At 42.7% G+C, this 24261-nt stretch carries 20 protein-coding genes and 1 pseudogene; 7 read left to right on the top strand and 14 right to left on the bottom strand.

Going from position 1 to position 24261, the window contains the following annotated elements:
• Positions 1 to 41 precede the first annotated feature (41 nt).
• Both C9991_RS13120 and C9991_RS13115 read left to right on the top strand, forming a co-directional pair.
• Positions 42 to 533: a DUF4494 domain-containing protein gene (locus C9991_RS13120; protein ID WP_106812979.1), complete on the top strand. Its 492-nt coding sequence runs from the start codon at positions 42 to 44 to the stop codon at positions 531 to 533.
• Positions 534 to 581: 48 nt separating this feature from the next.
• Positions 582 to 1259 (top strand): YggS family pyridoxal phosphate-dependent enzyme, encoded by a 678-nt coding sequence (locus tag C9991_RS13115; protein WP_106812978.1) that lies wholly within the window; start codon positions 582 to 584, stop codon positions 1257 to 1259.
• Positions 1260 to 1574: 315 nt separating this feature from the next.
• Here the strand turns inward: C9991_RS13115 and C9991_RS13110 are convergent, their stop codons facing one another.
• From C9991_RS13110 to C9991_RS13100, 3 genes are all read right to left on the bottom strand, one after another.
• Entirely contained in the window at positions 1575 to 2375 is an 801-nt protein-coding gene (locus C9991_RS13110; protein ID WP_106812977.1) for an EFR1 family ferrodoxin, read from the bottom strand.
• Positions 2376 to 2472: 97 nt separating this feature from the next.
• Positions 2473 to 2865 (bottom strand): DUF1573 domain-containing protein, encoded by a 393-nt coding sequence (locus tag C9991_RS13105; RefSeq protein ID WP_106812976.1) that lies wholly within the window; start codon positions 2863 to 2865, stop codon positions 2473 to 2475.
• Between the two features lie 191 nt (positions 2866 to 3056).
• Positions 3057 to 3983 carry a tyrosine-type recombinase/integrase gene (locus tag C9991_RS13100; RefSeq protein ID WP_106812975.1) on the bottom strand — a complete coding sequence of 309 codons (927 nt, stop codon included), beginning with the start codon at positions 3981 to 3983 and terminating at the stop codon, positions 3057 to 3059.
• 100 nt (positions 3984 to 4083) lie between these two features.
• Here C9991_RS13100 and C9991_RS13095 point away from each other — a divergent pair.
• Positions 4084 to 5253 (top strand): annotated as a pseudogene (locus C9991_RS13095) (restriction endonuclease subunit S); the annotation flags it as partial.
• Here C9991_RS13095 and C9991_RS13090 read toward each other — a convergent pair.
• The 6 genes from C9991_RS13090 to C9991_RS13065 form a co-directional block, all read right to left on the bottom strand.
• Positions 5246 to 6490, bottom strand: a complete 1245-nt coding sequence (locus C9991_RS13090; protein ID WP_106812973.1) for a restriction endonuclease subunit S — start codon at positions 6488 to 6490, stop codon at positions 5246 to 5248. The pseudogene C9991_RS13095 and the gene C9991_RS13090 sit on opposite strands and share 8 nt — an antisense overlap.
• Before the next feature lie 242 nt (positions 6491 to 6732).
• Positions 6733 to 7839 (bottom strand): PDDEXK nuclease domain-containing protein, encoded by a 1107-nt coding sequence (locus C9991_RS13085; RefSeq protein ID WP_106812972.1) that lies wholly within the window; start codon positions 7837 to 7839, stop codon positions 6733 to 6735.
• A 15-nt stretch (positions 7840 to 7854) separates the two neighbouring features.
• Positions 7855 to 8235, bottom strand: coding sequence for a four helix bundle protein (locus C9991_RS13080; protein ID WP_106812971.1), 381 nt, complete (start codon positions 8233 to 8235; stop codon positions 7855 to 7857).
• Positions 8236 to 8266: 31 nt separating this feature from the next.
• The gene (locus tag C9991_RS13075) at positions 8267 to 9820 is read right to left on the bottom strand and encodes a type I restriction-modification system subunit M (protein WP_106812970.1); all 1554 of its coding nucleotides are present in this window, start codon (positions 9818 to 9820) and stop codon (positions 8267 to 8269) included.
• Between the two features lie 4 nt (positions 9821 to 9824).
• Positions 9825 to 10481, bottom strand: coding sequence for a C39 family peptidase (locus C9991_RS13070; RefSeq protein ID WP_106812969.1), 657 nt, complete (start codon positions 10479 to 10481; stop codon positions 9825 to 9827).
• Positions 10482 to 10484: 3 nt separating this feature from the next.
• Positions 10485 to 13346, bottom strand: coding sequence for a type I restriction endonuclease subunit R (locus C9991_RS13065; protein WP_106812968.1), 2862 nt, complete (start codon positions 13344 to 13346; stop codon positions 10485 to 10487).
• 163 nt (positions 13347 to 13509) lie between these two features.
• On the opposite strand from C9991_RS13065, the gene aspS reads away from it, so the two are divergent.
• The 4 genes from aspS to C9991_RS13045 all read left to right on the top strand — a co-directional run bounded on the left by aspS (position 13510) and on the right by C9991_RS13045 (position 17601).
• Positions 13510 to 15273, top strand: a complete 1764-nt coding sequence (aspS, locus tag C9991_RS13060) for an aspartate--tRNA ligase (RefSeq protein WP_106812967.1) — start codon at positions 13510 to 13512, stop codon at positions 15271 to 15273.
• Between the two features lie 290 nt (positions 15274 to 15563).
• Positions 15564 to 15860: a winged helix-turn-helix domain-containing protein gene (locus tag C9991_RS13055; protein ID WP_106812966.1), complete on the top strand. Its 297-nt coding sequence runs from the start codon at positions 15564 to 15566 to the stop codon at positions 15858 to 15860.
• 107 nt (positions 15861 to 15967) lie between these two features.
• Entirely contained in the window at positions 15968 to 16312 is a 345-nt protein-coding gene (locus C9991_RS13050) for a hypothetical protein (protein ID WP_106812965.1), read from the top strand.
• 221 nt (positions 16313 to 16533) lie between these two features.
• Positions 16534 to 17601 (top strand): mannose-1-phosphate guanylyltransferase, encoded by a 1068-nt coding sequence (locus C9991_RS13045; protein WP_106812964.1) that lies wholly within the window; start codon positions 16534 to 16536, stop codon positions 17599 to 17601.
• 98 nt (positions 17602 to 17699) lie between these two features.
• Here C9991_RS13045 and C9991_RS13040 read toward each other — a convergent pair whose 3' ends face one another.
• The 5 genes from C9991_RS13040 to C9991_RS13020 all read right to left on the bottom strand — a co-directional run bounded on the left by C9991_RS13040 (position 17700) and on the right by C9991_RS13020 (position 24206).
• Entirely contained in the window at positions 17700 to 18344 is a 645-nt protein-coding gene (locus tag C9991_RS13040; RefSeq protein ID WP_106812963.1) for a DedA family protein, read from the bottom strand.
• A gap of 25 nt (positions 18345 to 18369) precedes the next feature.
• Positions 18370 to 19794, bottom strand: coding sequence for a tetratricopeptide repeat protein (locus tag C9991_RS13035; RefSeq protein WP_106812962.1), 1425 nt, complete (start codon positions 19792 to 19794; stop codon positions 18370 to 18372).
• Between the two features lie 94 nt (positions 19795 to 19888).
• Entirely contained in the window at positions 19889 to 21604 is a 1716-nt protein-coding gene (locus tag C9991_RS13030; RefSeq protein ID WP_106812961.1) for a glutamine--tRNA ligase/YqeY domain fusion protein, read from the bottom strand.
• A 174-nt stretch (positions 21605 to 21778) separates the two neighbouring features.
• Complete coding sequence (gene guaA / locus C9991_RS13025) at positions 21779 to 23389, bottom strand: glutamine-hydrolyzing GMP synthase (protein WP_106812960.1); 1611 nt, start codon at positions 23387 to 23389, stop codon at positions 21779 to 21781.
• A gap of 64 nt (positions 23390 to 23453) precedes the next feature.
• Complete coding sequence (locus C9991_RS13020; RefSeq protein WP_106812959.1) at positions 23454 to 24206, bottom strand: nucleotidyltransferase family protein; 753 nt, start codon at positions 24204 to 24206, stop codon at positions 23454 to 23456.
• Between the last annotated feature and the right edge of the window lie 55 nt (positions 24207 to 24261).

The following is a 24261-nucleotide window of genomic DNA, read 5'->3' as shown; positions in this document are numbered from 1 at the left end:
TTGTCCGAAAAATAAAAAGACACATAATAAAACGAAAAGAAATGAGATCAAGAACAGCAAACTGGTTTGAAACCACAGTACGCTACGAGCGCCAGACCGAAGATGCAGGACAGAAGAAGGTTAACGAGCTATATGTTGTAGACGCTTTGAGCTTTGGCGAGGCAGAAGAGGCTATTACCAAGGAAATGGAGCCGTTCGTAAGCGGCGAGTTTGAGGTGAAGAACATCACACCAGCATCGTATGGCGAGATTTTCTTCAGCGACAACGACAACGACGACCATTGGTACAAGGCTAAGCTCTCCTTTATCACTCTCGACGAGAAGACAGCCAAGGAGAAGCGCTCGGCCGTGAACTTCCTGGTACAGGCCGCAACATTCAATGCTGCCGTTAAGAATATAGACGAGGCTATGGGCAAGACAGCCATCGACTACATCATCGTAAACATTGCCGAGACAAAGATTATGGATGTATTCGAGCACAACGCTCCTGTAAAGAAGGAGGAAAAGAACGATAAGCCCGAATTTGAGGGATAAACCTATCCTTTAAAACAATTAACTGATAACGCATTCAACATTCTTAATATGGAAACAACAGACATTGCACGTAGACTTCACGACGTGAAGGACGGCTTGCCACAAGGTGTGCAACTTGTGGCTGTCAGCAAGTTTCATCCTGCCGACTATATTATGGCTGCCTATAACGCCGGACAGCACATCTTTGGCGAAAGCCGCGAACAGGAATTGGCTAAGAAAGTTGAAGCGCTGCCAAAAGATATAGAGTGGCACTTCATTGGACACCTGCAAACAAACAAGGTGAAGTACATTGCACCATACATTTCGATGATTGACGCAGTGGACTCCATGAAGTTGCTTCGCGAAATTAACAAGCAAGCTGCCAACCACAACCGAACCATAAAAGTACTGCTCGAGCTGCACATTGCCGAGGAGGAAACCAAATATGGACTGTCTCTCGACGCTTGCAGACAGCTGTTGGAAGAGGGAGAATGGCGAAACCTTACCAATGTTAAGATTTGCGGATTGATGATGATGGCGTCGCATATAGACGACGAACAACTTATTCGCAGCGAATTTGAACTGGCTGCCAACTTCTTCGACGAGGTTAAAGCTCGCTACTTTGCCAACGACCCAAGCTTCTGCGAACGCTCTTGGGGCATGAGCCACGACTATAAGATTGCGGTGCAATGCCAGTCGACAATGGTTAGAGTAGGAACCTATATATTTGGCGAAAGAGTATATTAAAGGCACAACATCCAAATGATACTGATACGTTGGTTAATTGAAGTTACATTGCATATCAGTATCAATTGCAGTATCAGTTAAATGAAACTACAGTACCAGTCAATATAAACTGCAGTACCATATAACTGGTACTCCAGTACCATATAATATAAACTGCAGTACCAGTTATATAGTACTAAAAACGGTACTGGGATTGTTTACAAAGAAATATAAATAACATTCATCCGGCATTCATGGTTATTGAAGTATAGATTTATACTTTAATCACAATGAATGCCGGATGCTTTTTTTACTTATTATCAGCCTCAGCTTGCACTATCTATTATAGTAGTACTGCCCCTTGTTCTTGGTTCTTACACCATACTCTATGGCATGTGTGGGGCAATGATGGTAGCAAGCGAAACAAGATAGACACTTGCCATTGTGCAACCATGTAGGCTCGCTACCCTTATCGAAGTGGATATCGGCAACCGGACATACCGAGGCACACTTGCCACAATGCAAGCAACGGTCAGCAATAACATGGAAGGGACGATCGGTAACAATATGGTTGACAAACACCGAACCAATAAGCCTGCTGTTGATGCGCGGCCAACGTCCTATCGTAATGTCGCACACTCCACAACGACGCTCCATGACATCGCTAATAAAACGAGACAGCTTCGTGTCGGCTTCCATCTTCTTGCACTGTTCCTTGGCTGGTGTGTCTACATCCATAAACGGCAACCCGACATACGACTCAGGCATAATCAACGATATGGCACTATCTACCTTTATACCAATAGACAGCAAACGGTTCTCCATTATGCTGACAGCCTCGCCTACGGTGTCGCCTGCCGTGCACACTATGTAGGCATAATGGTTGCCGGCATTATTGATATTAAGCTTGTCGATAAAATCGAGCACCAAGCGAGGTGGACGCCATCCGTGCACCGGAAAGAAGAAACCTATGCGCTCGTCATCGGCAAGAGTATAGCTAAGACATTGGTTGGAACAGTAGGCCTTGTCGTTAGAAAGCATAGCCTCGGCAATGTTTACAAGGCAGTCGCCTGTAGCTGCCGCCATCTTTTGGGCAGCCCAAAGTGTATTTCCTGTTCCCGAGAAATAGAATATCATATATATGTGATAAAAGAAAACGGGCAGAAACGCTGTGTCTCCGCCCGTTACGATTAACAATTAATTATTATTTAATGTCCCTTATGAAGATTTCGCCTTACTTGGCCTCCTCCATCACACCCTCTATATAGAGACGTGTAAGCTCGGTTTCGCCATTGGTACGAACGGTAATGGTCTTCTTGAAATGACCAGGAAAAGCACCCTTACCATTGTATGTCACCTTAATCTCGCCCTTCTCGCCAGGCATTATAGGTGTCTTGGTGTAGGCAGGCACTGTGCAACCGCAACTTGCAACAGCCTGATTGATAACCAAAGGAGCTGTGCCTTTGTTGGTGAATGTAAATGCACACTTCTGTACAGGAGTCTTCTCAGAGAATGTACCGAAATTATAAGTGAGCTTGTCAAACTTAATTGACGCCTGCTTTGTCTGTGCTGTAACGAATGTCAGGCTCGCAAAGAGCATAACAAACATCATCAAATACTTCTTCATATTTTTTCTGTTTAAAGTTCTCTATATTAACCTGTTGATATCGCATCAATGCGAAAATCGCTACAAAATTAATAAAACTATTAGTTCGACTACATTATAAGCCCGTTTTTTTAGATTTATTATACAATAAAAGGCTTTTATTCATTCTTTTAACCTTGTTGGATTGAGGAAACGCTTGCCTTTTATCTTATCTATTTTCCAAGAGACTTGAACATCTTGCTAATACATTTTCTTTTCTGCTCTATGTTTGGATGAACATATAGATTGAGTGTCGTGGTTATGTTGGCATGGCCGAGCAATACACTTACTGTCTTGTAGTCGCAGTTGCTTTCAATGCAGCGCGTAGCAAAACTGTGGCGCAGTCCGTGGTATTTCAGCCGAGGTATGTCGAGACGCTTCATCAACCGATGATAGTAGTTGCGGTAAGTGCGTGGCTCTGTAGGCTTTTCCTCATTAGTCAGTACATAGAAGTCTGCATTGACTACCTTTTTTAGTGGCTTCACCATAGCTAAAAGTTCCTTGTTCATAGGTATCTCACGGCATGAGTTTTTGGTCTTTGGCGTGTTTGTAATCAATTCTGTATGCTTGCGCTCATCATCCACAATGTAGATACGCTCAATGGTACGGTTCACAGTGATAGTACCATTGTCGGTGTTGATGTCCGACCACTTCAAGCCGCAAATCTCGCCGATGCGCAATCCGGTGGTTAAACTGATGTAGATGCCGAGGTTGCGGAATGTGAAGTTCTGTTTGATGAAATCGAGTATCTTCTTATGGTGTGCCACCGTCAGTACCTCAATTTCCTTGTTGGTCTCTGTCGTAGGGTACTTGATGTCCCACTCGCAATAGTTCATCCATTCGTTCTTTACTCCGAACTTCATCACCATTTTCAAGACTATAAGGATATCCTTCACCGTCTTAATGCTTAGACCGCCATTCAGTTTCTGCAAAACGAACTCCTGCACAAGTTTCTCACCCAGAGCCTCACAATCGCCAAATGATGGCAGAATGTGGTTCTCCAAAATTAACACATAAGCAGCGTATGTAGACTGCTTAACATAGCGTTGCTTGTCACTTTTCCAAGCCAACGCAATTTCTCTAATTGTTTTTGTTGTCATTGTAATCCTTAATTTTAAAGGTCTATATAATAATTAGAGAAAAGAAAACCATTAAGTCCCAAATCTCAGATTTAAGGAGTTTCAGGGGGAGTGGGAGAAATGCAAGTTGGGAGATTACGGAAAAGTAGTAACAGGCAACACTCCTCCAACTAAAGATATTGAGAATTACGAAAATGGAACATATCTTTGGGCTTCTCCTGCTGATTTAGGGACAATAAAGTCAATTACAGAGACAAAGACCATGTTGTCTGCCCAAGGTTTTTCAAAAACAAGGACATTGCCAAAAGGTAGCGTTCTTGTAACATGTATAGGTTCTACTATTGGTAAAGCAGGAATGGCTACAAAAGAAATGTCAACAAATCAGCAAATAAATTCTATTGTGGTCAATGACAATAACGACAATGAGTTTGTTTACTACGCTATACAGAGTGCTTTTCCTCGTTATTTGTCATCTATTGCTGTGCAAGCCGTTCCCATAATATCTAAGTCTGCCTTTGAAATGTTGCCTAACAAGAGGCCTTGTTTACAAGAGCAAAAGAAAATAGGTAAGTTTCTGTCTTTGCTTGATGAGCGCATAGCGACCCAAAACAAAATCATTGAGGACTTGAAGAAGCTAAAATCCGCGATTATTGAAAAGGTCTTTTGTTCTCCAAACCAAAAAAATCCTATGTGTCGTATTGAGGGATTTGAGCAAGCACTGTCTACTTACAAGATGAGTGACTTTAGTTCTCGCATAGCTACAAAAAACAAGGATTCCAAGTGTTCATTAGTGCTAACTATCGCTGCACAATATGGTCTAGTTAATCAAGAATCATTCTTTAACAAATCCGTTGCAAGCGAAAATCTTACAGGATATTATTTGCTTCATAAAGGAGAATTTGCTTATAACAGAAGTTACTCTGCTGGATATGATTGGGGAGCCGTCAAACGATTAGACAATTATGACGAAGGTGTTCTATCAACTCTCTATATATGCTTCAAAATAAATGAAACCATAGTTGATTCTGATTATCTTACCTATTACTTCGAATCAACTAAATGGCATAGAGGCTTGTCTGATATTGCTGGTGAAGGGGCGAGAAATCATGGCCTGTTAAATGTTTCTATAACAGATTACTTCAACACTAAGCATCGTTTTCCTGTAATCGAAGAACAAAAGGCTATAGCCAAAATGCTAAATACCATTACAGAGAAAGAAAGGAAAGCTACCCTATTGGGAGAATGCTATCAAAAACAGAAGCAATACTTGCTCCGCCAGATGTTTATATGAACATTTGGCGAAGCAGATACTGCTTTTGTTTTTCGTATTGTTTCAAAATCATTCTGCCAATTATAAGTTGCTCTTCATAAGATCTTAGCAATTTAACTATAGCTTTTTGTTTTTCTAAATCAGGGAGATAGACATAACAAGAAGAAAGGTTGTTTGCTGTTATTGAAAACACTTTTGTCCCCTGTGCCAATCGCTTGATTTGATTATGGAAATAACGTGAATTAAATGCAAAGCCTTTGAAGCCTACAACTGTCCTGTTCTTTATATCACGACCATGAATAGTATGTAATCCACAGATTGTATCACCTTCAATAGTATCAACAAATTCTACGGATTTAGCTATTTCGCCAGTATCTTCTGAAGCATCAGCAAAAGCAACATCTCCAACTTGGCATAATACATATTGCTTAGGTACTGCTTCATTTTTAATCATCGGTAAAGAGGCAGAGTTAATTCCACGTGTCTGAAAACTATGTATTAAACCATAATGTAGATTCCTAATTGCACCTTCTTTATAACCCAGTTGCTCCCATGATAGCGAATTGGTAGGGAAGAATTGCATAAATGAACGTAAATATGTCTTTTCCCACAAAGGATTATCTAATAAATTGTCCTCCAGTCCCTTGATTAAGGACTGCAATTTGTCAATGATTTTGTTTTGGGTCGCAATGCGCTCGTCAAGAAGAGAAATAAACTTATTCAGTTTTTCTTGTTCTTTGGTATTTGGATATGCAATTCTGAATTTCTCCAAGATGTCATAACTAAGATTTTGTTGCTTTGTACCTTGTGCGTATCTAATGCCAATCACATTACCATGTTTCTTGTACCACGAATATAGAAACTCATTTTCAATCACTCCTTTTGGGATGAAAGACATACATGCTTGGCTAATTGTTGAAGGTTCTTGTGTTATTGAGCCTGTCCCTCTTACACCATCAGCTTCCAAACCATAAATTGCGATAACAAAAGTACCCACAGGTAGCAGCTTTAGACTTTTGGCTGCTTCCTCCGATATTTGTTCTTTGGAAGAGTATATATAATGTTCTTTCAACTCACCACTTGAAATCCAATTAACAGTCCCTTTGAAATGCTCTTTGTTAAGTCGGCTTGGGGTGTTGCCAGAATACAAATCAAACATTTCTCCAATGGTACTCTCTTTCCACTCCCCCTGAAACTCCTTAAATCTGAGATTTGGGACATTGAGTTTCTTATGTTCGTTATTTATTGTCATTGTCATTTTTAATCCTTAATTTTAATTCACCAATATGGCTCTGTTACATACCAGTTTACATGGTAGTTACATGCCTGTTACATTGTTTTATTTGTCTACCAACTTGGTAGACAGATTCTGCTAGTCTGGCATTGGGGTTGTTACATTATCCACCTTTTGTAATTTTGTACCAGTTTGGTACAAAAAATCAATTTGTGAAGAATAGAACAAATACCATTTGCGTATTATATAGAGATTTGAGCATTTCATTACCCTTTTTTGAAATCCTTAGTCTCCTTTATATCAGAAAGTGTTGCTTCAATATCTTCAATTGTAGGCAACTGGCTCTGTATGTTTTCAGGCATGAGCTTAGATAACTGATATTCGGAGATGCCTATTGGCTGATTGGTTGATTCGAGAGCATATTGAGCCATCACATTGTTCTTGGTTTTGCAGATAAGCAAACCTATCGTAGGGTTGTCAGTAGGCTTCTTTTTTATATGATTGACTGCACTCACATATACGCCCAACTGTCCCAGATGTTCTGCTTTGAATTTCGTAATCTTCAGCTCAACGACCACATAGCAGCGCAGTTCCAAATGATAGAAAAGCAAGTCGGGATATAACGTATCTTCTCCAATTTGTAGTGGAACTTGACTCCCGACAAAAGCAAAGCCCGTACCCAATTCAAGCAAGAAGCGTGTGACATTTTGGGTAAGTCCCTGTTCCAATTCTCGCTCTCTGTATTCACCATCAAGTGTGAGGAAATCGAAATTATAAGGGTCTTTCAATGTTTGAGCAGCCAATTCGCTTTGTGGATTAGCCAACAATCTATTGAAATTGTTTACTGCCTTTCCCTGTCGCTCATACAGATTGGTATCAAGATAATTGAGCAGAACAGCACGGCTCCAACCATTTTCTACTGTCTTTTTCAAGTAGAACACGGCACGATCAACATCCTTGCATTGCGATATGATATACAAGTGGTGCCCCCAAGGAACGGAGAAGAAAGCCTCCTCGCTAATTTGGGCAACAAGTTGTTGCCCATGTCCTTCTTGTAATTGTGCAACAACTTGTTGCACAATTATATTTCCTTGATTATAAAAGAGATACCATTGTCTAATGTATTGTAGATTCCTGTATGAAAGCCCTTTCATATCTGGAAACTCCGCCATAAGCTCACGGCTCAATTCTTTGAACCAGCCATCGCCCCAAGATGCAGATTTCTGCTTTTCGCAAATACCTGCACCCATACGCCAATAAAGGCGAAGCAATTCTGTGTTCACTTTGATTGCCGCCTTAACCTGTGCGCTGCGTATATCTTTTTTCAACTGCGAGACCCAGCTTTTAAACTCGCTATTACTTGCCAATGTCATATTATGTATTAAGTTTTAGTTATTAGTGATTAAGTTTGCTTGCCGTGATTTTTCTTTCACGGTCTTAATAGAAGAAGTTAATAATTTTATCAACTCTTCGGCATCGTTATATATGCTATCATATTCGTTGTGTCTTAAAAAATCGCTTTCATGCAAGAGTTCTAACCAATACATAGTTTCTCCTGTCTCTTTTTGCGCAATTGACAGTTTTGAAATAAAGTCGGCTTCACTTTGACCATAGAAAGCCTCTGCAATGTTAGCTCCGATACTTGTACCGCTACGCATCAGTTGCTTGGAGAGAATGTATTCCTTCTTCTCATCACACAGATATTTATATAAGCGTATAACCCTTAAAGCAAAAGCCTTACTTTTGTTTTTCAAAATACTATCTCTCATAACTTAATCACTAATCACTAACACTTAACACTTAAATAATTCCTAACTCTTTCAAATACCATTCAATCTCCTTGTCAAGGTCAGCACGTTTGCCTTCCAGGTCCTTGATTTCCTTCATGACAGCATGGATGTCGATAGGTTCTTCTTCCTCGAACGTATCCACATAGCGAGGAATGTTGAGGTTGTAGTCGTTCTCAGCTACTTCTTGCAGTGTGGCAAGATGACTGTATTTTTCTATCTCCTTGCGCTCACGATAGGTGTCAACAATCTTCTTGATATGCTGCGGACGGAGTTTGTTCTGGGTCTTGACCTTTTCAAACTCCTTGCTGGCATCAATGAACAGAATGTTGTCATCCTCCTTACGGCATTTCTTGAACACCAAGATACATGTCGGGATGCTTGTGCCATAGAAGATATTGGCAGGCAGACCGATGATGGCATCCACATAGTTCTTCTTCTCAATGAGGAAACGGCGGATTACGCCCTCGGCATTGCCACGGAACAACACGCCATGAGGAGCGACACAAGCCATTGTGCCACCCTCATTGAGGTGGTAAATCATGTGGAGAATAAAGGCATAGTCGGCTGTCTTGCGTGGTGCCAAGCGTCCTGCCTTACTGAAACGATCATCGTTGTTGAACTTATCGGCTGCACTCCATTCGGCAGAGAAAGGAGGATTTGCTACCACAGCGTCAAACTGAGTATCGCCAAAAGCATCAGCCTCCAAGGTATCACCATTCTCTATGCGGAAGTTGCTGAACTTTATGCCATGAAGAAGCATATTCATGCGAGCCAAGTTGTAGGTCGTAGGGTTCTTCTCCTGTCCGAAAATCTCGTTTGCATGACCTATGCTTGCTGCACGTAGCAACAGCGAACCACTACCGCAAGTTGGGTCATAGACATTGCGCAGACGAGCATGACCGATGGTTACGATCTCTGCCAAGATACGGCTCACTTCCTGAGGAGTGTAGAACTCACCAGCTTTCTTGCCAGCACCTGCGGCAAATTGGCTAATCATATACTCGTAGGCGTCACCGAGAATATCAATCTCTTGCGATGCCTCCACACCAAAGTCAATATCATCAAGTGCAAGAAGTACGTTGCTTACCAAAGTATTCTTGTCATCGGCAGTCTTGCCCAACTTGGGTGAAGCAAGGTCAATGTCAGAGAATAGACCTCCAAAGTCTTCTTCGCTGTCCTGTCCGAGGGTACTGTCCTCAATACGCTTCAAAGAGCGTTCGAGCATAGGCAGAATGTTCTCCTTTCTCTTAATGCTCTCAATGACAGACGAGAACAGGAAGTTTGGTTCAATGAAGTAGCCGATATTTTCCAAACATTCGGTCTTGACAACCTCCTGAAGTTCTTCTATATCTTCGTCTTTCTCCATTGCCCACAGTTCTTTAAACGTAACTTCATCATCCACCAATGCATCATTGGCGTGTTGCTCCATCTTCTCCGACAAATACTTGTAGAAGATAAAGCCAAGGGTGAAGTACATGAAGTCACTTGCCGACATATTGCCACGCAGTTTGTTAGCGACTTCCCAAAGTTGGTCACGGAGTTTCTGTTGTAATTCTTCGCTCATATCGTTATTTCCTTTTTTCTATTATTAAAATATCTCCCAATGCTACTTTGTAAGACTGGGATTTTGTTATGTTGTCAAATGGATATTCAGACTTGCTGTATTTATGTGCAACATCAATGATGCAGTTCCACGATGAAAAATTAGGTGCTTCTTCACTTGGGTCTAAGCACAGAATTTTTGTTATTGCATCTTCTTCATTGTTCGTTTCATAACCAACTGCAAGCATTGCATGCCCACCATCAGGAAAATCGGTTGATATAATAACAGGCATTTCTTCATCAAGAGTATCGGCTATTATATCTATAATGTCATTGGTATCTTGTCGACACTTTCGTGTTGCAATAATTCCAAAGTCTTGTTCGTTGATTTCTTTTGCAAGTGTTGAAAAGTAATATCCGTTCCTTACCAAGCCTTGTTCTTCAAGGAAATGACTTAAAAATTTACCTTTCTGAGTCCGTCTATCTGGCTTGTTGTAAATATTCAAGTCATCCTCTGTTACTACGCCAAGGCACAGCAATGCCATCGCCAAAGAATAGACAGAGCAAGCTCCATCCATATCTCCTTGGCGTTTATGCAACTTTACATACTTTCCATTGGCATCCTTTGCAAGGACACCTTTAGAACAAAGCCTTATCGTATTTATTACTTTTATCGAACTCATATATTATTCCCAACTAAATGTTCTTATAATCAAACGCAATTTATCGAGTATTCTTGTTAATGCCTTGCGTCTCTTTATCAGTCCGAGGTGCTTGCCCTTGAGAGCCTCTTGTATGATTTCAGGCTGTTCCTTTTGCAAGTAGTCATATTCCGAGAGGTAATGATTGAGCACGGAAACATCCAAATCCTCATCTTTCGCAAGCGTATTGACTGCATTGTTACGTTCGGTGACGATGTAGTTGTTCAACCGTTCTTCAAGGTCGCTTGTACCATCAGCCTTTTGTTTGCGAGCCATGAAATTGTCACGATCATCATCCACATTCTTCTGGATAAATCCGTCAATGAGTTTTGCCTTACTACGAAGTTCGACATCCTTAATCATTGTGTCGATGATGTGCTTGCGCCTCTCTGAATAATCCTCACTGTATGGATTAAGGTCTGCAATCAACTCCAATATATAGGCAACATTGATGATGTCGCTATGCAGAAGTTCCAAGCAGAAATCTATATCTCCCATGCCTGTAGCAGCTTCTTGTTGAGGGTCTGGTTCACCAACCATGCTGGGATTGTCCTCTGATACTTGGTATGTTGTTGGCTGCTCTTTGTTTTGCACAGCAAACGAATCGTATATATCAAGATACTTGCTGCGGAAGTCCATAAACTCCTGTTCGGTCATTCCGAGGTCTGGATCATCCTCTTCAAATTCATCATAGACCTGTATCTCTGCATGCTTCTTGATGATGTCACGGAAAGCGAGGATAAACTGCTTCTTGTCGTTCTCACTCTGCAAATAGTCCACATAGTGCGGTTCTGGATAATGCTCTAAGAAGTTCTTTGTCAGCTCTTGATAGTGGGTTTTGACATCATCAAATGGTGGGCGCACAATATCTTCAAGATTATTGCTGTTGCTGAAAAGTTTGATAGACTCGTCCACCTTGCTTTTCAAGTCGCGGAAGCAAACGACCTTACCGAAACGCTTCTTCTCATTCAACACACGGTTGGTACGGCTGAACGCTTGCAATAATCCGTGATACTCCATGTTTTTATCAACATAGAGAGTGTTGAGTTTCTTGCTGTCAAAGCCAGTAAGGAACATACCGACAACCAAGCAAAGGTCAAGAGGCTTCATGTCTGCCTTCTTTTTCTTCATGCGGAGGTTGATGTCATCGTAATATGCACGGAAGTTTTCTGTGGTAAAACTCGTTCCATACATATTATTATAATCATCCATGATGGCTTGCAGCTCGTCTGCCTCGCCTGTACTTTCGCTTGCAAAACCGCCAGTGTTCATACCAGTCTGCTCATCGTCTTGACTACTGTTGGCAGCGTATGTGAAAACGGCTCCAATCCTTATCTTCGGATTGAGGCTCTTAAATATCTTGTAGTAACGGATTAGCATCGACACTGACTGCACGGCAAACAATGCGTCAAACTCTCCATCGAATGTTGACTTATTGAAATTATTAAGGATGAATTTGGCAATCTCTGTCATGCGGTCTTGGTCGGCATTATCCACATCCTCATTACCGTGGTAATACTCCACAAGGAAACCAAGCACGTTTTCATCGGCAATGGCATCCTTTATCAAGTATTTGTGAAGACAGTTGCCAAAGATTTCCTTTGTGGTATGTCCGTCCACCGCATTCTCAACAAAGATAGGTGTGCCAGTAAAGCCGAATATCTGCGTGTTGTCGAAGAACTTTACGATGTTCTTGTGGCATTCTCCGAAATGGCTTCGATGACACTCATCGAATATCATCACGATGCGAGAATGACGTATTTCTTCTATACGACTGCTATACCACTGCTTGCTGACAGCTGCATTAAGTTTCTGAATGGTGGTAATAATAATCTTTGAATTACTGTGCAGACGCTTCACCAATTCGTCTGTGTTGTCTGTACTGTCAACGGCACCAGGCTCAAAAGCCTCGTATTCGGCTTGCGTCTGCGTGTCGAGGTCGTGGCGGTCAACCACAAACATCACCTTGTCAACATCGTCCAACTCTGATACGAGTTGGGCTGCCTTGAATGATGCCAAGGTCTTACCTGCACCTGTTGTATGCCAGATATAGCCGTTATCATTAGAGTTTTCCACACGGTCGAGAATCTTCTCCACTGCATAGAACTGATAAGGGCGAAGCACCATCAGACATTTGTCGCCCTCATGCAATACTATGTACTTGCCTATAATCTTGCCCAACGTGCACTTGTCGAAGAACACTGTGGCAAATTTCTCCAAGTCGTTGAAAGGCACATTGGCTGCATCCGTCCAGTTGAAAGTGAACTTATATCCGCTATTCGGATTATTTGCAAAATAGCGAGTGTTTACACCATTGGATATGACGAACAGTTGGATGTAATCAAACAGTCCATGGAAAGAAGTCTTGTGATAGCGTTGTATCTGATTATATGCCTGTTTCAACTCTACGCCTCTACGCTTCAGTTCTATTTGAACCAAAGGCAGACCATTGATAAGTATCGTCACATCGTAACGGCATTTCTTTCTGCCCTCAACCGTAATCTGATTGGAAACCTGAAACTCGTTCTGACACCAGTGAGTGCGGTTCAAGAACTCCACCCATAGGCGTTCACCGCTTTCCAGTTCAAGCGGAAATAGGTCACGCAGTTTCTTTGCCTTTTCAAAGCGAGTGCCACCTTCAAGATAGATAAGTATTTTTTCGAACTCAGACTCTGTAAATTCTGTACGACCCAATTCTTCCAACTTCTTCTTGTTGTGTTTCTCCAACTGTTTCTTGAAATTTGCAGACAGGTTCTTCTCCTCTTCAATATGAACATACTCGTAGTTCATCTTTTGAAGAGTATCTATAAGTCCGTTTTCGAGGGCAGCTTCACTTTGTACTGGCATATCTTATCTTTTTTATCGTTACACTTAGGTTTGTACGGCTTTAGCCTATTTGCCTACAAAGATAATATATTTTCGTGAGATTACGGGTGATAAATTTGGTAGTTCAGAATAAACGATATAACTTTGTGCTAAAATAGCGAAAATACAAAATACAATATAAATAATGTATAGAACAAACACTTGTGGAGAGCTTCGCCTCTCTGATAACGGCAAGACAGTGACACTTGCCGGATGGGTACAGCGTGTTAGAAAGATGGGCGGCATGGCTTTTGTCGACCTGCGTGATCGATATGGTATCACACAGCTTGTGTTCAACGACTCTGACGACAGCGAGCTTTGTGCACGTGCAAGCAAGCTTGGACGCGAATACTGCATACAGGTAACTGGTGTGGTAAACGAGCGTGAGAGCAAGAATGCCAACCTTCCTACTGGCGACATCGAGATTTTAGCCACTGAGTTGAACATCCTATCTGAGAGTGCAACACCTCCATTCACTATTGAGGACAACACAGACGGAGGCGACGATATCCGTATGAAGTATCGCTACCTTGACTTGCGTCGCCCTACTGTACGCAAGAACTTGGAGCTGCGTCATCGTATGACTATCCTTATACGCAACTTCCTCGATGCTCAGAACTTTATTGAGGTTGAGACTCCTATTCTTATTGGTTCTACACCTGAAGGCGCTCGCGACTTTGTTGTTCCTTCGCGTATGAACCCAGGACAGTTCTATGCTCTGCCACAGAGCCCGCAAACATTGAAGCAGCTACTTATGATTAGCGGTTTCGACCGTTACTTCCAAATTGCAAAATGTTTCCGTGACGAAGACCTTCGTGCCGACCGTCAGCCTGAATTCACACAGATTGACTGCGAGATGTCGTTTGTTGACCAAGACGATGTAATCAACCTCTTCGAGGATATGGCACGCCATCTGTTTAAGGAAGTACGTGGTGTCGAACTGCCTGCTAAGCTGCAGCAGATGACATGGCACGAGGCTATGCGCCGCTTTGGTAGCGATAAGCCTGACTTGCGCTTCGGTATGGAGTTTGTAGAACTGATGGACGACCTTAAGGGCACTGGCACTTTCTCTGTATTCAACGATGCTGCTTACATCGGTGGTATATGTGTACCTGGTTGCGCAAACTATACACGCAAGCAGCTTGATCAGTTAACCGACTTTGTTAAGCGTCCACAGGTGGGTGCTAAGGGATTGGTATACATCAAGTTCAACGAGGATGGCACAGTGAAGTCGTCGGTAGACAAGTTCTACACACCTGAGGTTCTTGCCAAGGTTAAGGAGACAACTGGTGCCAAGGACGGTGACCTTGTGCTTATCCTTTCAGGCGATAATGCAAACAAGACACGTGTACAGCTCTGCACACTGCGTCTTGAGATGGGAGACCGTTTAGGTCTGCGCGACAAGAACAAGTTTGAGTGCTTGTGGATTATCGACTTCCCTCTGTTCGAATGGAGCGACGAGGAGCAGCGCCTTATGGCTACACACCACCCGTTCACTATGCCTAACCCAGAAGATATACCATTGCTCGATGAACATCCAGAGCAGGTACGTGCCAAGGCATACGACTTTGTATGCAACGGTATCGAGGTTGGTGGCGGAAGCCTCCGTATACACGACAGCAAGCTTCAGGAGAAGATGTTCGGCATCCTTGGATTCACAGAAGAGCGCGCTATGGCTCAGTTTGGATTCCTTATCAATGCCTTCAAGTACGGAGCACCTCCTCACGCAGGTCTTGCATTCGGTCTCGACCGCTTTGTGTCTATTATGGCTGGTCTCGATTCTATACGCGACTGCATTGCATTCCCAAAGAACAACAGCGGACGCGACGTTATGCTTGACGCACCTTCTGTGCTCGACCCAAAACAACTTGACGAGCTGCAACTTAAGGTTAATATCAAAGAAGACTAAATATTGCCAAATAATAATATTTTGCACGTATACAAGTATACAATATGTCATTTTACGGTTGATATACGTCAAAAAAAATAATACTATCAAAAGAAAGCCCGAGCAATCGGGCTTTTTTTGTGCAAAATACCGCAACTTATTGAAAATAAATGACTACTTTTGCCATAGTTAGTTGTTGTGAACGCTAACAACACTTGAAAAAGTGACACACAACAGCTTAATATAATCAAAAAAAGTAGACTTCAAGATCGTTGAGATTAAGAAGAGTTTTAATGTATTTATACTAAATTATGACAGAAAAGAAAGCAACTGTAAAGAAGACTGCAACAAAGAAGGCTGCAACTACAAAGACAACTACTGCCAAGCGCACTACTACCAAGAAAGTAGAAATCGCTGTTAGTGCAGAGAACGCTGGTTTCCGTGCCGGTGACGTTTATCAGGCATTGGCAGCAGCCGAGAAGCCTATGAGCGTAGCCGAAATCGCTAAGGCTGCCAACATCAGCACAGAGGAAGTATACCTCGGCACTGGCTGGCTCTTGAAAGAAGGCAAGGTGAAGAACGAGGAATACCTCATCACTCTCGCTTAATCTCTACATCAGAAGAGACTATAACATTTATACTATAAAAAAGGAGCTGCACGCATGTCGACAACGATATGCATACAGCTCCTTTTTCGGCTTAAGACCTAAACCACATGAAATACGAAAAGGAGATATTGGAGACTTTGTACGAGGCTGGCAACGACGGACTGTCGGTGCACAAGATAGCTATACACGTACACAACCAACGCAATACGCTATTCTCGCCAATAGACTTTGACAATGTGCGCATAGACGTGCAGAGATGGCTACTTGCCAACTCAAGACACAGCACAGCTCCGGTAGAACATTGCGAGAAAAGAGGATTGTATCGCCTAAATCCTAAATCGAATGAAACGCAAAAACTTATGCTACAGTTTGGCGAAAACAACGACAAAAATGAAGATACCTATAAAGACAACCAGAAAAACAATACACAAATTTTACTATTCGACTTCTAAAATACCGCTTTAAAAGAGTAACAAACTACACCTTAAAAGCTCAATAAACATTGATTTAAAGGTATAAAAATCATACATTTAAGGCATAAAAGCACATAAAAACACTATTTTTTAATGTTTTATTGATAAAACCAACCTTATATAACTTATTTTGACTATCTTTGTAGATATTAATATTGAAAATTATTCTTAAAACATTAGAAACATAATACAATTAATATATGGCGCAAGTAAGTAATCATCTGGTAATTATGGCAGGCGGTGTAGGCAGCAGATTCTGGCCTATGAGCACAGTAGACCGCCCTAAACAGTTCATCGACATACTAGGCGTTGGTCGCACGCTTTTGCAGCTTACATACGAACGTTTTAAAGGAATATGTCCGCCCGAAAATGTATGGGTAGTAACAAACAAGAAGTATGCTGACATCGTACGCGAACAATTGCCCGATATTCCACAAGGCAATATACTGCTTGAGCCATGCCGTCGCAACACAGCTCCGTGTATTGCATACGTTAGCTGGCATATCAAGGCCAAGAATCCAAAGGCTAACATTGTGGTGACCCCAAGTGACCATATCGTTACAGATACTGACGAGTTCCGCCGCATTATATCTTCGTGCCTTAAGTTTACTGCCGAAACTGATGCTATTGTTACACTCGGCATGAATGCAACACGACCAGAAACTGGATACGGATATATTCAAGCCGACCTATCTACAGCTTCGCCACGCAATAAGGAGATATACCGCATCGACTCGTTCCGCGAAAAGCCAGACTTGCAGACAGCAAAGGAATATATCTCGCACAAGAACTACTTCTGGAATGCTGGCATATTTATCTGGAGCGTATCTACTATCGTCAACGCTTTCCGTATTTACAACCCGGCAATAAGCAAGATTTTCGAGAGCATGCTCGACATCTACGGCACTCCGGAGGAGCAGGCTATGATAGACCAGAAATATCCTGAATGCGAGAATATCTCTGTAGACTATGCCATTATGGAAAAGGCTGAGGAGATATTTGTTTGCCCGGCAGACTTTGGTTGGAGCGACCTTGGAACATGGACATCACTTATGATACAGACAAAGCACGACCTATATGGTAATACTGCCATTGGCGACAATATCCACTTCTACGATTCGCACAACTGCATTGTGCACACCACCCAGGAGAAGAAGGTTGTGGTACAAGGTCTTGACGGCTACATCGTTGCCGAAAAGGACAACGCCTTGCTTGTATGCAAGCTATCTGAGGAACAGCGCATACGACAGTTTGCTGAGGAAAACTAAAAAATATTTGATATTACAATGATAAAGGGCTATGGCTTTAAAGCCATAGCCCTTTATCATTGTAATATAGAATGGTAGTAATTATATAATGTGTATTCTTACTTCTTCTTCAATCCCTTATAAGCCAAGAAACCTACTACCAAAACAGCCAACACCAAGAGTACATATCCTATCTCGTGGCTATACTTTACAGCCTGAAGATATACATCATGTGTAGTCTTATAGTCGGTATACTTGTATATCGCCCAACCGATAATGGCAAGCACAGTGTTCCATACACCTGCTCCTAATGTAGTGTAAAGCAAGAACTTGCCTACACGCATGCCAGAAAGTCCAGCCGGTATGCTGATAAGCTGGCGAACAGCAGGCACAAGACGTCCAAAGAATGTAGAAGACGCACCATGCTCACGGAAGAAAGCCTCGGCCTTCTCTACCTTCTCACGGTCTATGAGACACATGTGTCCTAAACGACTGTCGGCAAAGCGATAAACTATAGGACGACCAAGCCACTTGGCAAGATAATAGTTGATGAGTGCACCAAAGTCGGCACCTATTGTAGCGAATACTATTACAAGCACAAAGCTCATACCGCTATCAGGATCCATAGCCTTCCATGCGGCTGGTGGCACAACTACCTCTGACGGGAATGGAACAAACGAACTCTCAATAGCCATGAAAAGCGTAACAACCCAATAGTTAAGATTGTTGAGAATCCAAAGAAAAAGTTCTGCAGAATTCATAATCTGTATGATATAATTTGTTATTGTTTTAAATAGATTGGCGACTTATGGCGTAACTATAATAGTCTTTCGGCTCCATACCTTGTGGAAACTCGTCGCCAAGAATCTTGCGAGCCTCTAACGGATTTTTATCACATGCCAACTTAAGATACTCAAGATACTCGTCCCTCTTGTTGAGATGCAGACAGCATGAGGCAAGATAGGCAAGCCCTTCGCCACCAGTATCGTCATTGGTCTCGATGTATGTCTTGAACATACGGTAGGCAATTGTAGGATAGCCACAATCAAACACCGAGATGGCTATACGAAAGAATACATCTTGCGAGAACGAGGTTGTACGCAGAGCCTCTACAAAACAATTGATGGCTTCCTTAACACGGCTGTTCTCCAAGAGTATGTGTCCCTTGACAACCAACACCTCACCCTTGTTGACATCAGACAACTGCAAAGCCTCGTCAATACTTGCAAGAGCTTCGTCTTGACGTCCAAGCTGCGAATAAGTGAATGCCAAACACTGCAACACCTCCGAAGTGCTGATCTGACGCTTGCGCAACAAGTTTAATGCTTCTTCATAATGTGGCAGCGCCTCGGAAGCCTTACCCATATTGAGCAAGCAATTACCCATAAACAACGGAGCTGCTCCTTCTTCTGGGGCAAGCTTGTAGAAACGGGAATAATACTTCAACGCCTCGGCATAATTGCCAAGCGAAAAGAGTCCGTTGGCTTTGTTGAGCAAAGCCTCCTGATCGTTGGGGTTGATAGCAATCGAATATTCGCTCGACGTTATAGAATCGTTTATACGGTTGCTCATAAACTGTGTAGAGGCAAGCGAGTTCCAATAACGGCCAGAGTAAGGGTCCTCGTCAAGAAGTTTCTCGAATATCTTTTCGCTTTGCTCGTAATCGCCATGGGCAAATGCTATGCGTGCCTTAACCTCACGATAGTCCATAAGATCGGTCTCGTCAGAACGTTCAAGCCATTCTGCCGCCTTATCCGGCTGACCATAATCAATAAACAGCATTGCTATGTCGAGAATATAGTCGGGCACATCGTCTTCATCGATACGCTCTAAGTTGGAGCGCAAGAAACGGTCGGCTCCATCAACATCCTTCTCGGCTATCATAATCTCTGCTTGCAGATAAAGGCAGTCAAGGTCGAGCTGGTCGACAATCATGTCTACATAATGACGTGCAGACTCTACATCGTTCTCGTCTATCAGAGCCATACGTCCTCTAAAAACAAGAGGCATAGCTGCACCTGGATGCAAGCGTATAGCATAGTCGAGAACGCTGATAGCCTCGCCTACTCTACCTTCCTTATAGTAGAACTCGGCAATGTCTGTCAGCTCTTCCGATTCAAAATACTCCTGTTGTTCCATCTTTATAGATTGTTCGTAACGTTGGAGTATCTTGCGAAATTCTTTGCTGTTGAAATAAGTTTCTTTGTTGTCCATTAATTAATTGTTTAATGTTTAATGTTCAATGTTTGGCGTTTCGGAAACAATCCTGTTAAACTACAAACATTAAACATTAAACATTAAATATAAACTACTTGTTCTTTTTAGCCCAAGTGTCCTTCAGACCAACAGTCTTGTTGAATATAAGATTGTCTGGTGTAGAGTCGAGATCGGCCATGAAATAACCAATGCGCTGGAACTGCAGATACTCGCCTGGCTTGCGCTCTGCTGCATACTCCTCTACATAACAGTTGTCTATGGTCTTAAGACTGTCTGGGTTGAGCAATTCGTGGAATTCACGCTCGTCTGCTCCGAGATCCTCTACAGTGAAAAGGCGGTCGTATACACGTACCTGAGCCTTCTTGCAGTGGTCGGCAGATACCCAATGAAGTGTGCCCTTAACCTTGCGGTTGGCACCTTCCATACCACTCTTGCTTATTGGATCGTACTCAGCCTGAATCTCAATAACGTTGCCATCAGCATCCTTGGTGCAACCAGTACACTTAACGATGTAAGCATTCTTCAAGCGAACCTCCTTGCCTGGAGTCATACGGAAGAACTTCTTAGATGCATTCTCCATAAAGTCTCCACGTTCAATCCAAAGGTTCTTAGAGAATGTTATTGTGTGTGTTCCGTCTGCCTCGTTCTCAGGATTGTTGATAGCCACCATCTCCTCGGTCTGTCCCTCTGGATAATTGGTTATTACGAGCTTAACTGGATCGAGTACAGCAGATACACGCAATGAGCGCTTGTTAAGATCATCACGTACAGCTGCCTCAAGCAGTGCCATGTCGTTGAGTGCATCAAACTTGGTGTAGCCAATAGAATCAATGAACTTGCGTATTGACTCTGGTGAATAACCACGACGACGCATACCTGATAGAGTTGGCATACGTGGATCGTCCCAACCAGCTACAACACCCTCGTTAACAAGAGCAAGAAGCTTGCGCTTTGACATCATTGTATATGTAAGGTTCAAGCGGTTGAACTCGATCTGACGTGGACGGAAGTCGTGAATGTTCTCTGTCTCGCCACGCATCTCCTTAAGGAAGTCGATAAACTTGTCGTAAAGTGGACGGTGAGGCACAAACTCAAGTGTACAGATTGAGTGGGTTACTCCTTCAAAGAAATCGCTCTGTCCATGGGCAAAGTCGTACATAGGATATGCGTTCCACTTTGTACCAGTACGGTGGTGAGGTGTATGGATTATACGATAGATAATCGGATCGCGGAAGTGCATGTTAGGATTTGCCATATCGAGCTTTGCACGCAACACCATGCTACCCTCGACAGCCTCAGGTGTGTTCATCTTGTTGAACAACTCAAGATTTTCCTCTATAGGACGGTCGCGGTAAGGTGAAGCAATACCAGGAGTTGTAGGTGTTCCCTTCTGCTCGGCAATCTGCTCAGCTGTCTGCTCATCGATATATGCATGTCCGTTCTTAATCATCCAAATGGCAAACTCCCACAGCTTGTCGAAATAATCGGAAGCATAGTAGATGTTGCCCCACTTGAATCCGAGCCATGAGATATCGTTAAGGATATTCTCTACATACTCGTTGTTCTCCTTTGTTGGGTTGGTATCGTCGAAACGAAGGTTGCACACACCATTATATTTCTCTGCCACACCAAAGTCCATACAAATAGCCTTAGCATGACCAATGTGAAGATAGCCGTTTGGTTCTGGCGGGAAACGGGTCTGTATACGACCTCCGTTCTTACCCTCAGCAAGGTCCTGCTCAACGAGCTGTTCTACAAAACTCAAGCTCTTCTTCTCTTCAACTGGTTTTTCTTCTGTTATTGCCATATCTTGATTATTTTTTATATTTCTAATTATAAGTATATATAGATTGCAAAGTTACTTATTTTCGAGGACATAACAAAAAAAGCGAGAAAATAACGTACCTATTATTTAATACAAAAAAAATGAGGAACAACAGGCATCAATGCAAAAGCCTGTTGTTCCTCATTTTTCTTTAGATTATTCCCACTCAATTGTTGATGGTGGCTTTGAAGAGATGTCGTAGCATACGCGGTTGACACCCTTAACCTTATTGATAATCTCGTTGCTTACCTTAGCCATGAAGTCGTAAGGCAAGTGTGCCCAGTCGGCTGTCATAGCATCGGTAGATGTAACGGCACGAAGAGCAACTGGATGCTCGTATGTGCGCTCGTCACCCATCACGCCTACTGAGCGAACGGTAGAGAGAAGTACTGTACCTGCCTGCCAAATCTGGTCGTAAAGCGATACTTCTATCTCGCCATCATGCATATCTGCTGGTACACCTGCAGCAAGCACACGGCGTGCATCCTCACCACTAAGCTTTACCTTGTAGTCGCGCAGACCGCGGATATAGATATCATCGGCATCCTGAAGAATGCGAACCTTCTCTGGAGTGATGTCGCCAAGGATACGTACTGCCAAGCCAGGACCTGGGAAAGGATGACGAGTGATAAGGTGCTCAGGCATTCCCATAGAACGACCTACACGACGAACCTCATCCTTAAACAACCACTTCAATGGCTCGCACAACTGTAGATTCATCTCCTTAGGCAGACCACCTACATTGTGATGGCTCTTGATTACCTTGCCTGTGATGTTGAGCGACTCAATACGGTCGGGATAGATTGTACCCTGAGCAAGCCACTTTGCACCAATCTGCTTCTTGGCCTCTGCATTGAATACCTCAACAAAGTCGCGACCAATAATCTTACGCTTTTTCTCTGGATCGGTAACACCAGCCAAGTCATTGAAGAATTTCTCTGATGCGTCTACACCGATAACATTCAAACCAAGACACTTGTAATCCTCCATAACATCACGGAACTCGTTCTTGCGCAACATTCCGTGGTCAACAAAGATACATGTAAGGTTGCTACCAATAGCCTTGTTCAGCAATACAGCTGCTACGCTTGAGTCTACACCTCCAGAAAGTCCAAGGATAACCTTGTCGTCACCCAATTGAGCCTTAAGCTCGGCTACTGTAGTTTCAACAAATGAATCAGCACTCCAATCCTGACGGCTTCCACAGATGTCTACCACAAAGTTCTTAAGGAGCTGTGTGCCTTGCAAAGAATGGAACACCTCTGGATGGAACTGCACAGCCCATACTGGCTGCTTGGTTGAAGCATAAGCAGCGAACTTAACATTGGCAGTTGACGCTATGCACTTATAGTCTTCAGGAATGGCAGTAATGGTATCGCCATGACTCATCCACACCTGCGAGTTCTCAACGAATCCCTTAAATAGAGGATTTTCTGCATCGAAATGCTCAAGGTTGGCACGTCCATACTCACGAGAATCTGCTGCCTCTACCTTTCCACCATTGGCGTAGCTTATAAACTGAGCGCCATAGCAGATGCCAAGCACCGGGATACGCCCCACAAACTGACTTAAGTCAACCTTAAAGGCTTCCTCGTCATGTACCGAGTAAGGGCTTCCGCTGAGGATAACACCGATAACACTGGGATCGTCCTTAGGGAACTTGTTGTAAGGCATAATCTCGCAGAAGGTATCAAGCTCGCGAACACGGCGGCCGATGAGCTGCGTTGTCTGCGAACCGAAATCAAGAATTATAATCTTCTGTTGCATTACTTAATTGTTTTATTATTAGTTGTTAATTATTATTTTTCTTAACAATGGTTGTCACTGGTTTCTATAGTTCGGCTAAAAACTCCTCTGCCTGGGCCAAGGTGTCAAGCTTGCCTATGTCCATCAGCTTTAGAGCGTCCTTGACATAACCTAATATATTATGTGTTGCACATTCCTTTAGATAAAAGTCGATTATACCAAATCGATCAGGCATTTCGTCCATCGTCATTACAAGTTTGGGCGATATCACGTGTATTCCAGCAAAGGCATACATACGACACTTTGACGGATCGAGATTCGGATACGGACTCTTTACCTCGCCAGTTTCTATGTTGGTCCAACCCACTAGACGCATATCATCCGAAAATAGAAGATAACGCTTGGTCTTACGCCAACTTACCAATAATACGGCGTCAACTGCTTGGTCCTTACCTTCTGCCTTTTCTGCCAATTGGTAAAAACTACGTAAGTCAACATTGCTCAAAATATCCACATTGTGTATCAATATTGGCGAAGAACTATCAAACAGAGGATAGGCTTTTTTTATACCGCCTCCAGTTTCGAGTAAGCCATCTGTCTCGTCGGATATGCGTATATCCTTACCAAAATTGGCATTATCATTTAGATAATCGGTAATTTGTTGTGCAAAGTGATGCACGTTGACAACAATACGGTCAACGCCCGATGCTGATAGCTTATCGATAACACGTTTTATGAGCGGCTCACCACCTACCTTTACCAACGCTTTTGGCATAGTGTCGGTTAGCGGTTTGAGACGTGTGCCAAGTCCAGCCGCGAAAATCATTGCTTGCATCATAAGGATAATTTATAATGTTAATGCAAAGTTACAGAAAATCCCGGTAAAATAGGCA

The organism is Prevotella merdae (genome assembly GCF_900290275.1).
GTDB classification, from domain to species: domain Bacteria; phylum Bacteroidota; class Bacteroidia; order Bacteroidales; family Bacteroidaceae; genus Prevotella; species Prevotella merdae.
Note: the sequence above shows the minus strand (reverse complement) of the source record. Positions and strands in the feature narration are given on the sequence as shown.